Source organism: Sorangium sp. KYC3313 (assembly GCF_052075895.1).
GTDB classification, from domain to species: Bacteria; Myxococcota_A; Polyangia; order Polyangiales; family Polyangiaceae; genus Sorangium; species Sorangium cellulosum_B.
This window is the reverse complement of sequence record NZ_CP197255.1, coordinates 8,417,909-8,432,315: the sequence shown is the minus strand read 5'-3', so window position 1 is coordinate 8,432,315 and position 14,407 is coordinate 8,417,909. Positions and strand designations below refer to the sequence as shown.

Genomic DNA, 14,407 nt, shown 5'->3' with positions numbered 1-14,407 from the left:
CGTCGAGAGCGGGAGGAGGTCCTGTGGCGCGGTCCGCCCAGCGGGCCGTCGACCTCGCGCTCGCCGAGCTGCAGCGCCGGTTCGGCCTGGGCCGCAGCCCCGCCGCCCCGGGCTGGGTGCGCGAGCGCGTCCTCGCCGTGCTCAGCGCCGTGGCCGCGCGCCACGGCGTGTCGCCGCTCGCGGCCGCCGAGCGGCTGCGGGACGACAGGGAGGCCATCGAGGAGATCGTCAGCGCGCTCCGCGTCGGCGAGACGCGCTTCTACCGCGACCCGATCATCTGGGAGGCCATCGCCACCTCGGTGCTGCCCAGGCTCCCGCCCGACCTGCCCATCGCCGGCCTCTCGGCCGGGTGCAGCACCGGCGAGGAGGCCTATACCCTGGCGATGGTGCTCGCGAGCGCGGGCCGCCGCTTCAGCGTGCTCGGGGTCGACCGCGCCGCTCCGGCGATCGAGGCGGCGCGCGAGGCCGCCTACTCCGCCGAGGCCGTCGACCAGCTCCCCCCGTCCTTCGTTCAGCGCTACTGTGAAGAGAAGGGCGGCGCGCTGCACGTCGGCCAGCAGCTCCGCGACGTCGTGTCCTTCGAGGTCTGCGATCTGGTGCACGCCGTGCCGAGCGGCGGGTTCCAGATCATCTTCTTCAAGAACGTGCTCCTGTATCTCGCAGAGCCCGCCGGCGACGCGGTGGCGCGCCGCCTCGCGGCCGAGCTCGGCCCGGGCGGGCTCCTGTTCTCCGCCGCGAGCGAGGCGCCGCGCCTCTGCGGCGCCGGCCTCACGCCGGTCAAGGTGAACGCGCACGTCACCGCCTTCCGCGCCCCGGGCGCCTGAGAAAGCAGAACGACACCGCATGAGCGTCGACCTCTCCCCCACGTCCAGGCCCAGCGGGCTCGTCGAGCTCCGCGCCGCCTACGCGCGCGAGCGCGCCGAGCTCGATCGCGCCGTGCCGAGCGGCCCCACGCCGGCAGCGGACCCGGCCGCCGTCGGGGTCGCCCTGGGGCGGCGCCACGCGCGCCTGCTCGACGATCTCCTGGCGCGCCTCTTCCACCTGCTGCGCGAGTCCGGCGGGCCCAGCCGCAAGGAGTGGGACTCGGTCGCGATCGCCGGGGTCGGCGGCTACGGCCGCGGCGCCGTCGCGCTGCGGAGCGACCTCGATCTGCGCATCCTCGCCCGCAACGCCCAGCGCGCCAGCGCCATCGCGGACGCGCTGCTCTACCCGCTCTGGGACATGGGGGTCGCCGTGGGGCACCAGGTCGTCACCATCGACGACCTCATCGACGGCGCGCGCGAGGACCTGCCCACCGCGACGGGCCTGCTCGACTGGCGGCACGTCGTCGGCGACGCGTCGCTGTCGGAGTCGCTCTGGCAGCGCGCCTCGTCGGGCATCTTCGCGCACTCGGAGCTGCCCCGCTTCATCGAGCGGCTCGGGAAGGAGATCTCGCAGCGGCACGAGCGCTTCGGCGGCTCGGTCTACCTCCTGGAGCCGGACGTGAAGAACGGCGCGGGCGGGCTGCGCGATCTCGACGTCGCCCGCTGGGCCGCGAAGGCGCGCTACGGCGTCGGCGAGTTCGACGCGCTCGTCCGCTTCGGCGCGCTCGTCGCCCGCGAGGCGGAGGAGATCCGGAGCGCCGCGGAGATGCTCTGGCGCATCCGCAACCTGCTCCACGCCCACTCCGGGCGGAGGACCGACCGGCTGACGTTCGACGAGCAGGAGCTCTGCGCGGGCGCGCTCGGCTACAGCAAGGGCGCCGGTCCGGCCGACGCCGGCCGGAAGAGCGCGCCGCCCCCCGACGAGGCCGCCGTGTCGCCCGAGGCGATCGAGCGGATGATGAGCGACTACTACCGGAGCGCCCGGGCCATCTCGCGCTCCCTCGACATGATCGTCTCGCGCGCCACGCCGACGCTGACGCGGCGCCGCCGCCGCGACGAGGACCTCGGCGCCGGGGTCCGCCTCTTCGACGGCTGCATCACGATGAGCGATCCGGATCTGCTGAGGACCGATCCGGCGATCGCGCTGCGGCTCGTCTCCGAGGCCGTCGAGCGCGGCGTGCCGCTCTTGCCCTACGCGCGCGGCGCGATCGTCCGCGCCGCCGGCGATCCGGCGTTCTGCGCGGCGCTCCGCGAGAGCCTCGAGGCCGCCGAGCGGTTCCGGACCCTCGTCGCCACGTGCAAGGAGACGCAGCTGCAGAGCGGCTCGGTCGTCCGCGAGCTGCACGACCTCGGCCTGCTGCTCGCGATGATCCCGGAGTTCTTGCCGGTCGTCGGGCGCGTCCACCACGACGTCTACCACGTGTACACGGTCGACGTTCACTCGGTCGCCGCGGTCGACCGGCTGGCGGCGCTCGTGCGGGGCGAGCTCGCGGGCGAGTTCGGGCTCGCGTGCCGGCTCGCCGCCGAGGCGACGCGGCCGACGATGCTGTTCTTCGCCACGCTCCTGCACGACGTGGGCAAGGCGATCGGGGGCACCGATCACAGCGGGCGCGGCGCCGAGATGGCCCGGAAGATCCTGGCGCGGCTCGGCTTCCCTCAGGAGGACATCGACGAGGCGTGCCACCTCGTGCTGAAGCACCTCGTGATGTACCTCATCGCGACCCGGCGCGATCTCGACGACCCCGCGACGATCTCGGAGTTCTGCCAGGAGGTGCACGGCCGCGAGGGGCTGCGCGATCTCTACCTGCTCACGGTCGCCGACATCTCGACCACGAGCCCCACGTCGATGACGTCGTGGAAGGCGCGCATGCTCGACGAGCTCTACCTCTCCGCGGACAGGGCCCTGCGCGGCGCGCGCGAGGACGCGGGGGCGTTCGACCTCGACGACCAGCGCATGACCCGCGCGATCAGCGGTACGGTCGGCGCCCTCGAGGACCTCCCGGCCGCGAGCGAGGCCGAGCGGCGCGCGCAGCGGGACTTCCTGGCCCGCTACCTCGCGTCGATGCCCGAGCGCTACCTGCTCGCGAACAGCCCGGCCGCGATCGCCGCGCACTCGGAGCTCGCCCGGCAGCAGCGGTCCGGCGGCAACAGCGTCTCGGTCGCGCTCGTCCCGTCGCGCCACCCGGAGGCCGCGGAGGTCTGCGTCGTGGCGCCGGATCGCCCCGGCTTGCTCGCGGCGATCACGGCCGCGCTCGCGGCCTCGCGCCTCGAGGTCCACGCGGCGCAGATCCACTCGCGCGCGTGCGACGACGAGGGGATGGACGACGGCGGCGTGATCCGCGGGAGGGCGGGCTCGTCCCCGCCGGCGGGCGTGCGCCTGCAGGCCGTCGACCTGTTCTGGGTGCGCGACCGCGGCGAAGGGGTAGGGGGGGTGGCGCGCGCCATCCCGAAGCTCGTGACCGACATCCAGGCGGTGCTCTCGGGGCAGCTCTCCGGCGCCGAGCTCGCCAAGAAGCGCCGGGGCGGCGCGCTGCGCGAGCGCCCGACGCCGAAGGTCCGGACGCAGATATCCATCGACGAGCGCGCCTCGCACCACACGGTGATCGAGGTCCTCACGCGCGATCGCCCCGGCCTCCTGTTCGCGATCTCGGACGCGCTCTACCAGCTCGGCCTCTCGATCTCGGTCGCCAAGATCAACACGGAGGGGACGCGCGTGGCCGACGTGTTCTACGTGAGCGAGGCGGACGGGACGAAGGTCGCGAGCGGCAAGCGGACGCAAGAGGTGGAGGAGCGGCTGCACGCGGTCCTCCAGGGTCTGGACGGCGAAGGGAGTGTCGGATGAACGAGAGGTGGTTTACGCGCGCGCTGTGGACGACGACGGCGACGACGACGGCGAGGCCCGCCGCGCAGCGGGTCCTTTCGGCTATGGCGCTCGCCGCGTGCGTCGCGGCGTGCGCCCTTTCGTGTGGTGGAGCGCAGGAGCCCCAGCGCGACCCGCTCCTGGCCGATCCGCCCGAGGGCAGCGGCGCGGCGGCCTCGAAGGGCGCGTCGTCGACGGCGCTGGACCGGGGCATCGCGTACATCAAGAACGAGAAGTACGAGGAGGCGAAGCAGCACCTCCTCCAGGCGATCGAGCACGAGCCGGGCAGCGCCGAGGCGCACTACTACCTCGGCCTCGCGAGCGAGAAGACGGACGATCGCGCCGGCGCCGAGGCGTCGTACAAGAAGGCGCTCGCGAGCGATCCCAAGCTCGAGGCCGCCGCGCTGAACCTGGCCGCGCTCTACCTGGACGAGCCGCCGCGGCCGGACGAGGCGATCGCGGTCCTCTCGAAGGCGATCGAGCAGGCGCCGGGCCGGGCCGCGCTCCACCAGAACCTGGGCTACGCGTACGGGCTGAAGGGCGACGTCGCGAGCGCGAGCAAGCACTACGAGGCGGCGCTCAAGGCGGAGGACACGGCCGCCACGCGCTTCGCCTACGGCGCGATGCTGTTCGAGGCGAAGGCGCTCGACCGGGCCGCGGCCGAGCTCAAGAAGGCGCTCGCGGCGACCGGCGACGACGTGGCGACGATCGCGACGATCGGGCGGATGCTCGGGCCGGCGAAGGCCTACGCCGACTGCGTGGCGGCGTTCGACCGCGCCATCCAGCTGAAGCCGGAGGCCGAGTTCCACGTGCGCCGCGGGACGTGCCGCCACGAGCTCGGCGACGAGCCGGGGGCGCGCGCCGACTACCAGGCGGCGATCAAGGTGGACCCGCGGTTCGCGGCCGCGCACTACTACCTCGGCCTGTCGTTCCTGGCCGAGCGCAAGCCGCAGAGCGCGATCGCCGCGCTCACCGAGGCCGGGAAGCACGGCGGCGACACCGAGATCGGCAAGCGCGCCCGCGCCAAGGTCAAGGAGCTCAGCGCCAGGTGAAGTGAGGCGCGCCGCGCAGGCTCACGCGCCGAGCAGCGCGATGATCCTGTCGAGCTCGTCGAGCGAGCCGTAGGTGATGCCGAGCTCGCCGTGGCCGCCCGCGTCGCGCACCTCGACGCGGGTCCCGAGCCGCCGCGCGAGCCGCGCCTCCAGGTCCTTGATCGCGGGCGACTTCCCGCCGCGCTTCTTCTCGCCCGGCTCCTCGCCCTCGGCGGCCCGGAGCTCCCTCTCCTTCGCCGCCTTGATCAGCGCCTCGACCTTGCGGACGGGGAGCTTGCCGTGGACGGTCCGCTCCGCGACGTCGGCCATCACCTTGTCGCTGGGCGCGCCGAGCAGCGCGCGCGCGTGGCCCTCGCTGAGCTCGCGCGAGATGACCATGGTGCGGATCCGCGGCGGCAGCCGGAGCAGCCGGAGCGAGTTGACGATCGTCGTGCGGTCCTTGCCGACGCGCTCGGCGAGGGTCTGGTGCGTGTAGCTGTGCTCGCGCAGCAGCCGATCGAACGCCTCGGCGATCTCGATCGGGTTGAGGTCGGCTCGCTGCACGTTCTCGACGAGCGCGAGCTCGAACGCCTCCTTGGGGGAGACGTCCTTGACGACGACGAGCACCTCCCTGAGCCCCGCGCGCTGCGCGGCGCGCCACCGCCGCTCGCCCGCGATGAGCTCGAAGGCGTCGTTCCCCGCCTGCGTCCTGCGCACGATGAGCGGCTCGATGAGCCCGTGCTCGCGGATGCTGCCGGTGAGCTCCTCCAGCTCGGTCTCGTCGAAGTGCTGCCGCGGCTGCCCCTTCTGCGGGACGATCTTCTCGATCGCGCACACGAACACGCTGCGCCCCTCGGCCGCAGTCGCTGTCGCCGGCGGCGCCGCCGGGAGCAGGGCGTCGAGCCCCCGTCCGAGCGCGCGCCGCGCCCCTTTCTGATCGGCATTCATGATCTGGGTCGTGCGTCCCTCGCGCGCTCTCCGGGGTTCTGCGGGGGCGAAGGCTCGGCCGGCGGCTCCGCCTCGGCGGCGCCCCCGCGCGGCCGCTTCTTCGTGTCTGCCGCGGCGGGCGGGCCGTCCAGGATCTCGCGCGCGAGGCTCAGGTAGCCCTGCGCCCCCTTCGACTGCGCGTCGTAGAGCAGCGCCGGCTTGCCGTGCGACGGCGCCTCGCTGAGCTTCACGTTGCGCGGGATGATCGCGTCGAAGACGCGGAAGTGCGCCCTCACCTCGTCGGCCACCTGGTGGGTGAGCGAATTGCGCCCGTCGTACATCGTGAGGACGACGCCCTCGACCGCGAGCTCCGGGTTGAAGGCGCTCCGCACCCGGTCGATGGTCGCCATCAGGTGCGTCAGCCCCTCGAGCGCGTAGTACTCGCACTGGAGCGGCACGAGCACCCGGTGCGCCGCGGTGAGCGCGTTCAGCGTGAGGAGCCCGAGCGACGGCGGGCAATCGAGCACGACGTAGTCGTAGCCCGCGAGCTGCGGGCGCAGGGCGTTGCGCAGCCGCACCGCGCGGTCGTCCGCGTCGACCAGCTCGAGCTCCGCCGCGACGAGGTCCTGGGTCGCGGGCACCACGCCGAGGAGCGGCACCTCGGTCGGGACGATCGCGTCCTTCAGCGCCGCCCGCCCGATCAGGACGTCGTAGAGGGACAGCTCGAAGCTCCCGCGCCGCACGCCGACGCCGCTCGACGCGTTCCCCTGCGGATCGCAGTCGACGAGCAGCGTACGGCACTCTGCCGCGGCGAAGCTCGCGGCCAGGTTGACCGAGGTCGTGGTCTTGCCGACGCCCCCCTTCTGGTTGGCGACGGCGAAGATGACAGGCGAAGGCTTGGGGGCGGAGCCGGGCTTGCCGGGCGCGCCCCCCTCGTTGGGCGATGGCATCGTGCTGTGTCGCGTCCGACCAGGCTGCTTACACGACCCCCATCGGCACGTCGAGAGAAGCGGGCGTCTCGACACAAACGTTCGACCGAGCGTGCGGGTCCGTCCTGCGGCCGGCCCAGCGCGCTGCCGCCGCGGGCGTCCCGGGACGCCCGCCCGCTGCGCCCGCTGGGCCGCGGCGCCCAGGTCACGCGCCCCGGACGCCGGGCTGCGGCCCCCCCCGGCGGCGTGACCCGCGCGGGGCGGCGTGACCCGCTCGCCGCCATCCCACCGTTCGCTCGCCAGATTGTTGGCCTGAACGGCAGGGGAATCTACAGTGCCCACATGTCGCTTGATGTAGGCAAAGGTGGCCGAACGGCGAAGGCATGGGCACGCGGTCGAGCCTCGAGGCGCGGCCGCAGCTTCGGCCTCGGCGGGGCGCTGCTCGCCTGCTGCGACCCGGGGCCCGTCGATCGGGTCCTTGCTCGCGCCTTCTGGGGCGATGGGCGCGGCCCTGCGCCGCTCGCTCCTGCGCAGGTCCTCGTGCTTTCGCCTTCGCTTCAACGCAGGTCGGCGATCGGCTCGCGCCGTCGTCCGCCCTCGACCTCGAGTCGCGGGCCGACGTCGACCGCCCTTTGATCACGGACGTGGTGCCCAGCTTCGCCGAGCAGACCGACGCACCGACGTCGCCTCGGCACATGTGAGGAGGACAAATGCCGCTTCCCAGGTCGTATCAGAGCTTTTCAGAGTTCGAGCGGGAGATTCTCCGCCCGAGCCGTGTGGGCTTCTCGCTCGAGGACATCGTCGAGGAGGAGGGGTCCTTCGACGCCGAGCTCGACTTCGACAAGGACCCCTTCGACGTCTCGGACGACGACTGAGCGCGGCGGCGCGGCGGCGCGGCGCGCGGGATGGCGTCAACGTCCTCGCACGTCCTCGCGGTCGCGCTCGGCGCTGCTTCTCCGTCGCATCACCAGCGCCGGCGCCGCGCGGCGCGGCACATCAGCTTGCACGATCCCTCCCGGGATCCGAGCCCCGGCGGCCGCCTCTCCGCCGGGGCTCCTTTTTTTAAAGCAGCGTCCTGTCGCTCGTCTTGACCCCCCCAGCGACGCGTGGCACGAGTGCCGCCCTTCGAAAAAAACGCCATGCAAGTCAACGTCGAAAAGCTTTCTCCCGTGCTGATGGAGTTTCAGGTGGAGGTCCCCGCGGACCGGGTCCGGAGCGAGGTCGACAAGGCCTATACGGCGCTCCAGCGGACGGCCCGGGTCCGGGGCTACCGGCCTGGCAAGGCGCCGCGCCAGGTGCTCGCGCACCTCTACGGCGGCCGCATCCACGCCGATGTCGCCCAGCGGCTCGTCGACGCCACGCTGAACCAGGCGCTCGCCGACAAGCAGGTGCAGCCCCTGTCCCAGCCGGCGATCGCGCCCACCGAGCTCCGCCCTGACGACGCGTTCTCCTACAAGGCCCGCTTCGAGGTCCGCCCCGACATCGCCGAGGTGACGTGGGAGGGCTTCGAGGTGAAGCGCCCCTCGACCACGCCGACGGACGAGATGATCGACGCCGAGATCACCGCCCTCCGGCGCGAGCACTCGACGCTGCAGGCGCCCGAGCCGGAGCGCCCCGCGGCGAAGGGGGATGTCGCGACGATCGCGTTCACCCTCGAGGTCGGCGGCGCGCTGCGCGACACCAAGGAGCAGGAGATCGAGACCGAGCTCGGCAGCGGCCAGGTCTTCAAGGAGATCGAGGACGCCCTCGCCGGGATGACGCCCGGCCAGTCGAAGGACGTCCAGGTCACGTTCTCCGAGCAGCACTCCAACGCGGATCTGCGGGGCAAGCAGGCGACCTTCCACATCACGCTGAAGGATCTGCGGGAGCGCATCTTCCCGGAGGTGGACGATGAGTTCGCGAAGGACTGCGGCGACGAGAGCCTGTCCGCGCTCCGCGAGTCGCTCCGCAAGAAGATCGAGAAGGAGCTGACGCAGCGGGCGAGCGACGCCGTCGCCGAGCAGCTCGTGGTGGAGCTCTGCAAGGCGAACCCGATCCCGGTCCCGCCGTCGCTCGTCGATCAGCAGGCGCAGCTCGCCGAGCGCGAGCTGCTCGCGACGGCGCGGAGGCAGGGGCAGCGCGTCGATCCGACGCCGGAGTTCCGCGCCCGCGTGCGGCTCGACGCCGAGATGAAGGTGCGCGCGGGCCTGGTCATGGCCGAGATCGCGAAGGCGAAGGCGGTCAGGATCACCGAGGCCGACCTCGAGAAGGGCTACGAGGAGCTCGCCGAGCAGACCGGCAAGAACGTGGCGAAGATCAAGGCGGAGTACCGCGAGCCCCAGAAGCGCGAGCTCTTCGCCGGGATGATCCTCGAGGACAAGATCCTCGACATCATCGAGGCTGCGGCGAAGGTCGCCGACGCGAGCTAGCTTCGCCCAGCGGCGGTCCGGCGCGGAATGGCCGGACTTCTGCACCGCACGCCGGCGCCTCGGCTCTGCTGCGCCGGCGTGCGCCGTTTGTCCAGGTCGCGCCTCTCGCGCTCTCGATGGACGTCGGGCGCGCGCGCGGCTGGATCGAGCGGGCCGCGGCGCGCCGCGTGTTCCGTGCGCCGCGCGGCGCACGGCCGATATTTCCGGTAACCTCGGGCGCGTTCGGTCTTGCGATCGGACGCAGTCTGGCCCAGGAGTAGAGCCCCTGCCGCGCGGCAGCGAACCCCCCGGAGCACCGGATGACCCGACGAGTCGAAACCCGCACCCAAGCCATCGAGTTTCTCGAACGCGAGAAGGCCTACATCCTCCCGACGGTCACCGAGGTGACCCACCGCGGCGAGCGGGAGTGGAACATCTTCAGCCGTCTCCTCAAGGATCGCATCGTCTTCATCGGCACGGAGATCGACGACTTCGTCGCGAACGCCGTGATCGCGCAGTTCCTCTTCCTGGAGAGCGAGGATCCCGAGAAGGAGATCCAGGTCTACATCAACAGCCCGGGCGGCGTGGTGACGTCGGGGCTCGCGATGTACGACACGATGCAGTACGTGCGTTGCCCGGTGTCGACGATGTGCATCGGCCAGGCCGCGTCGATGGGCGCCGTCCTGCTCGGCGCCGGCCGCAAGGGTCGGCGCTTCGCGCTGCCGCACGCGCGGATGATGATCCACCAGCCGCTCGGCGGCGCGCGCGGCCAGGCGACGGACATCGAGATCCAGGCGCGCGAGATCAAGAAGATCAAGGAGACGCTGATCGACATCCTCGTCGACGCGACCGGCAAGAACCGGGACGAGCTGGCGAAGGACATCGAGCGCGACTTCTACCTGAGCGCGACGCAGGCCAAGGAGTACGGCCTGATCGACGAGGTCTTCCCGAAGCGGAACAAGTAGGTGGCCGCGCCGCCGCGTCCGGCGGGCGTGCTCGGGAGGATGGCCGGCGCGGCGTCGCCCCGGGCCGCGGCGCGGCGCGGCGTCGCGACGCCCCGCCGTGCCCGGCCGCCCTGGCGGACGGGGCATTGCGCGCGGGCGCGCAGCAGCGGAGCACGCGGGCCCGGCGCCTCATGCGCCGCGCTGCGCTCGCTCGATCCGCTGCATTTCGCGCTTTTCGCGCGATGCGCGGGGGTGTCGGCGGCCGGCTGCGGGGCGCCATCGGGTGATTCCCTGACTTCGGCCACAGGCTGGAGACCACCCCCGTTAGCTTGCGACGGTACGGGCACCGCACTAGAATCCGAGCGCGGCGTTTGGCTGCGCATCGCTGAAAATCCAGGGGACGGTGGAAGCCGTTCCCGCGGCAAGTTGGAGGGGCCGCCGCCGCGGCGGGACCCCATCTCTCATTGAAGCGGTAGCGTCGGCAGACCGCACTGAGGGTCGAAGTGGAGCGAAGGCGGGACGATCACTCGAATGGCAATCTAAGCTGCTCTTTCTGCGGCAAGTCGCAGAAAGAGGTGAAGAAGCTCATCGCGGGCCCCACGGTGTACATCTGCGATGAGTGCATCGGGCTGTGCAATGACATCATCGCGGAGGAGGTCGAGAAGGACGAGCCGTACGCGGGGTCGACCCCGGTGCCCAAGCCCGCCGACATCAAAGCGACCTTGGACGAGTATGTCGTCGGCCAGAACCGCGCCAAGAAGATCCTCGCTGTGGCGGTGCACAACCACTACAAGCGCATCGACAGCCGGGTCTCTTCGGACGACGTGGAGCTGTCCAAGTCGAACATCCTCCTGCTGGGGCCGACGGGGTCCGGCAAGACCCTGCTCGCGCAGACGCTCGCCAAGATCATCAACGTCCCCTTCGCGATCGCGGACGCGACGACGCTGACCGAGGCCGGCTACGTCGGCGAGGACGTCGAGAACATCATCGTCCAGCTCCTGCAGAACGCGGATCACGACGTCGAGCGCGCGCAGCGCGGCATCGTCTACATCGACGAGATCGACAAGATCAGCCGGAAGAGCGACAACCCGAGCATCACCCGCGACGTCTCCGGAGAGGGCGTGCAGCAGGCGCTGCTCAAGATCATCGAGGGGACGATCGCCAATGTCCCCCCGAAGGGCGGGCGCAAGCACCCGCAGCAGGATTTCCTGCAGGTCGACACGACGAACATCCTGTTCATCTGCGGCGGCGCGTTCGTCGGGCTCGATCAGATCATCCAGCGGCGCATCGGCCAGAACACCCTCGGCTTCGGCGCGGACATCAAGGCGAAGAAGGACTTCAAGCTGGGCGACCTGCTCAGCGTCGTCCAGCCGGAGGACCTCCTCAAGTTCGGGCTCATCCCGGAGTTCATCGGACGTCTGCCGATGGTGGCGACGCTCCACGAGCTCAACGAGGAGGCGCTCATCGACATCCTCACGAAGCCGAAGAACAGCCTGGTCAAGCAGTACCAGAAGCTGTTCGAGATGGACGGCGTGAAGCTCAAGTTCACCCGCGGCGCGCTCGTTGCGGTGGCTCGCCAGGCCCTCGAGAGGAACAGCGGCGCCCGCGGTCTTCGCGCCATCGTCGAGTCGGCGATGATCGACATCATGTACGACGTCCCGTCCCGCACGGGGATCAAGGAGGTCGTCGTCAGCGAGGACGTGATCGTGAAGCACGAGCCTCCGCTCATCGTGTACACGAAGGAGGCGGAGCTCGCGTAGCGCTCGCCTCCGGGGGGCATCGGGCCGGGGCGCAAGGCGCGGCCCGAGCTGCGCCCTCGCCCCCGCAGGCTCCCCCCCGGGCGTGCCGGCGCCGCGTGTTCCTGGCGGGCAGCGGGGCGAGCCGGCGGAAGTTCAGCATCAGATCAAGGTATTTTTGACAACCGAGGTGGGGGTGCCCCGACCTCCCGAGACTCCCGGAAAGACGGCGGATGTTCTTCAAGAACGACAGTGATCGCGGCAAGAACGCACCCGAGCGCGGGATCGTCCCGTTGCTCCCGCTTCGCGACATCATCGTCTTTCCACACATGGTCTCGCAGCTGTTCGTCGGGCGCGAGCGCAGCATCGCCGCCCTCGACGAGGCGATGAACCGCGGCAAGGAGATCTTCCTCGCCGCGCAGCGCAACGCGAAGACGAACGATCCGACGCCGGACGACATCTTCGGCGTCGGCTCGGTCGGCGCGATCATGCAGCTGCTCCGCCTCCCGGACGGCACCGTCAAGGTCCTCATCGAGGGCAAGCGCCGGGCGCGCATCCGCCGCTACGTCCAGAGCGATGCGTACTTCCTGATCGAATACGACGAGATCGTCGAGAGCTCGGTCGCGAGCGTCGAGGTCGAGGCGCTGATGCGCTCGGTCCAGTCGACGTTCGAGATGTACGTCAAGCTCAACAAGAAGATCCAGCCCGAGGTCCTGATGGCGGTGCAGGCCATCGACGAGGCCTCGCGGCTGGCCGACACCATCATCGCCAACCTGCCGACCATCAAGCTGACCGACCGGCAGGCGCTGCTCGAGATGGAGGAGCCGCAGAAGCGGCTCGAGCGTCTCATCGAGCTGATGCAGGCCGAGATCGAGATTCTCCAGGTGGAGAAGAAGATCCGGAGTCGCGTCAAGAAGCAGATGGAGAAGACGCAGAAGGAGTACTACCTCAACGAGCAGATGCAGGCCATCCAGAAGGAGCTGGGCGGCGGCGAGCGCGACGAGTTCAAGAACGAGATCCAGGAGATCGAAGAGGCCCTCAAGACCAAGCGGATGAGCAAGGAGGCCGCCGCGAAGGTCAAGAAGGAGCTCAAGAAGCTGAAGATGATGCACCCCACGAGCGCCGAGGCGACCGTGGTGCGCAACTACATCGATTGGATCCTGGAGCTCCCCTGGTACGACAAGAGCGAGGAGCGTTATGACCTCGTCGAGGCCGAGCGGATCCTCGATGAGGACCACTACGGCCTCAAGAAGATCAAGGAGCGGATCCTCGAGTACCTGGCGGTCCAGGCGCTCACGAAGAAGCTCAAGGGCCCGGTGCTCTGCTTCGTTGGGCCGCCCGGCGTCGGGAAGACGAGCCTGGCGAAGTCGATCGCGCGCGCGACGGGGCGCAAGTTCGTGAGGCTGTCGCTCGGCGGCGTGCGCGACGAGGCGGAGATCCGCGGCCACCGGCGGACGTACATCGGCGCGCTGCCCGGCAAGCTGATCCAGTCGCTCAAGAAGGTCGGGACGAACAACCCCGTGTTCCTGCTCGACGAGGTCGACAAGATGTCGACCGACTTCCGCGGGGATCCGGCGGCTGCGCTGCTCGAGGTGCTCGATCCGGAGCAGAACCACACGTTCAACGACCACTACCTCGATCTCGATTACGACCTCTCCGACGTGATGTTCATCACGACGGCGAACACGCTCTCTGGCATCCCGGTGCCGCTCCAGGACCGCATGGAGGTCATCCAGCTCTCGGGCTACACGGAGTTCGAGAAGCTGAACATCGCCGTGAAGTACCTCGTGCCCCGGCAGCGGAAGGAGTGCGGCCTCGAGGACGTGTCGCTCGACTTCACGGAGGGCGCGCTCCGGACGATCATCCACCATTACACGAAGGAGAGCGGCGTGCGCTCGCTGGAGCGCGAGATCGCGAGCGTCTGCCGCAAGGTGGCGAGGCGGGTGGTGTCCGACGGCAAGGAGAAGCCGATCGAGGTCGTCGCGAAGAGCATCCCGAAGTACCTCGGCGTCCCCAAGTACCGGCTCGGCCGGCGCGAGGAGCGCGACGAGGTGGGCCTCGTGAACGGCCTCGCCGTGACGAACGTCGGGGGCGATCTGCTCCCGGCCGAGGCGACGGTGGTGCCGGGCAAGGGCAAGCTCGTGATCACCGGGCTGCTCGAGAAGGGGATGGAGGAGAGCGGGCACGCGGCGATGAGCTATGTCCGCTCGCGCCTCGATCGCCTCGGGCTCGAGCCGGACGTCTATCAGAAGGTCGACGTCCACATTCACTTCCCCGATTTCGTCCGCAAGGACGGCCCCAGCGCCGGCGTCACGATGGTGACCGCGCTCGTCAGCGCGCTCATGAGGGTGCCTGTCCGGAGGGATCTCGCGATGACGGGCGAGATCACCCTGCGCGGCCGCGTGATGCCGATCGGCGGGCTCAAGGAGAAGCTGCTCGCGGCCCATCGCGGCGGCATCGCGACCGTCATCCTGCCGAAGGAGAACCGGAAGGATCTCCGGGACGTGCCGCGGCGCGTGCTGAAGGCGCTGCGGCTCGTGCTCGTCGAGCACGTCGACGACGTGCTCCGTGAGGCGCTCATCCTGCCCGACGCCTATGCGATCTTCGGGCCGCCGAAGGGCGTCCTGGAGTACCGGGACGGCGAGCTCGTCACCGAGGCGGCGCCGGTCAAGGCGCCGCCGGCCGCGGCGGGCGAGCCGACGCCGGCCGCGCCGCCCGGCGCGTGAGCGC

The 14,407-nt window shown here is 70.8% G+C and carries 10 protein-coding genes; 8 read left to right on the top strand and 2 right to left on the bottom strand.

Annotation, left to right across the window (positions count from 1 at the left end):
- Positions 1 to 23: 23 nt before the first annotated feature.
- The 3 genes from ACSRUE_RS32120 to ACSRUE_RS32110 are packed head-to-tail and all read left to right on the top strand — an operon-like array spanning position 24 to position 4,775.
- On the top strand, positions 24 to 824 hold the full coding sequence (locus tag ACSRUE_RS32120) for a CheR family methyltransferase (protein ID WP_437768028.1): 801 nt from the start codon (positions 24 to 26) through the stop codon (positions 822 to 824).
- 19 nt (positions 825 to 843) lie between these two features.
- Positions 844 to 3,705, top strand: a complete 2,862-nt coding sequence (gene glnD / locus ACSRUE_RS32115; RefSeq protein ID WP_441286919.1) for a [protein-PII] uridylyltransferase — start codon at positions 844 to 846, stop codon at positions 3,703 to 3,705.
- Positions 3,702 to 4,775, top strand: coding sequence for a tetratricopeptide repeat protein (locus ACSRUE_RS32110; protein WP_441286918.1), 1,074 nt, complete (start codon positions 3,702 to 3,704; stop codon positions 4,773 to 4,775). Before glnD ends, ACSRUE_RS32110 begins: the two co-directional genes overlap by 4 nt.
- A 21-nt stretch (positions 4,776 to 4,796) precedes the next feature.
- On the opposite strand, the gene ACSRUE_RS32105 is transcribed toward ACSRUE_RS32110, so the two are convergent.
- Complete coding sequence (locus ACSRUE_RS32105; protein ID WP_437768025.1) at positions 4,797 to 5,702, bottom strand: ParB/RepB/Spo0J family partition protein; 906 nt, start codon at positions 5,700 to 5,702, stop codon at positions 4,797 to 4,799.
- Entirely contained in the window at positions 5,699 to 6,631 is a 933-nt protein-coding gene (locus tag ACSRUE_RS32100; RefSeq protein WP_441286917.1) for a ParA family protein, read from the bottom strand. Before ACSRUE_RS32100 ends, ACSRUE_RS32105 begins: the two co-directional genes overlap by 4 nt.
- 689 nt (positions 6,632 to 7,320) lie before the next feature.
- Between ACSRUE_RS32100 and ACSRUE_RS32095 the strand changes: the two genes are divergently transcribed.
- The 5 genes from ACSRUE_RS32095 to lon all read left to right on the top strand — a co-directional run bounded on the left by ACSRUE_RS32095 (position 7,321) and on the right by lon (position 14,403).
- On the top strand, positions 7,321 to 7,485 hold the full coding sequence (locus ACSRUE_RS32095; protein ID WP_012235776.1) for a hypothetical protein: 165 nt from the start codon (positions 7,321 to 7,323) through the stop codon (positions 7,483 to 7,485).
- Positions 7,486 to 7,749: 264 nt separating this feature from the next.
- Positions 7,750 to 9,018 carry a trigger factor gene (tig, locus tag ACSRUE_RS32090; protein ID WP_441286916.1) on the top strand — a complete coding sequence of 423 codons (1,269 nt, stop codon included), beginning with the start codon at positions 7,750 to 7,752 and terminating at the stop codon, positions 9,016 to 9,018.
- Positions 9,019 to 9,317: 299 nt separating this feature from the next.
- On the top strand, positions 9,318 to 9,962 hold the full coding sequence (locus ACSRUE_RS32085) for an ATP-dependent Clp protease proteolytic subunit (RefSeq protein WP_012235778.1): 645 nt from the start codon (positions 9,318 to 9,320) through the stop codon (positions 9,960 to 9,962).
- Positions 9,963 to 10,444: 482 nt separating this feature from the next.
- Entirely contained in the window at positions 10,445 to 11,701 is a 1,257-nt protein-coding gene (clpX, locus tag ACSRUE_RS32080) for an ATP-dependent Clp protease ATP-binding subunit ClpX (protein WP_441286915.1), read from the top strand.
- A gap of 209 nt (positions 11,702 to 11,910) precedes the next feature.
- A complete protein-coding gene (gene lon, locus ACSRUE_RS32075; protein ID WP_441286914.1) occupies positions 11,911 to 14,403 on the top strand; it encodes an endopeptidase La in 2,493 nt (830 codons plus the stop codon).
- Positions 14,404 to 14,407: the final 4 nt, after the last annotated feature.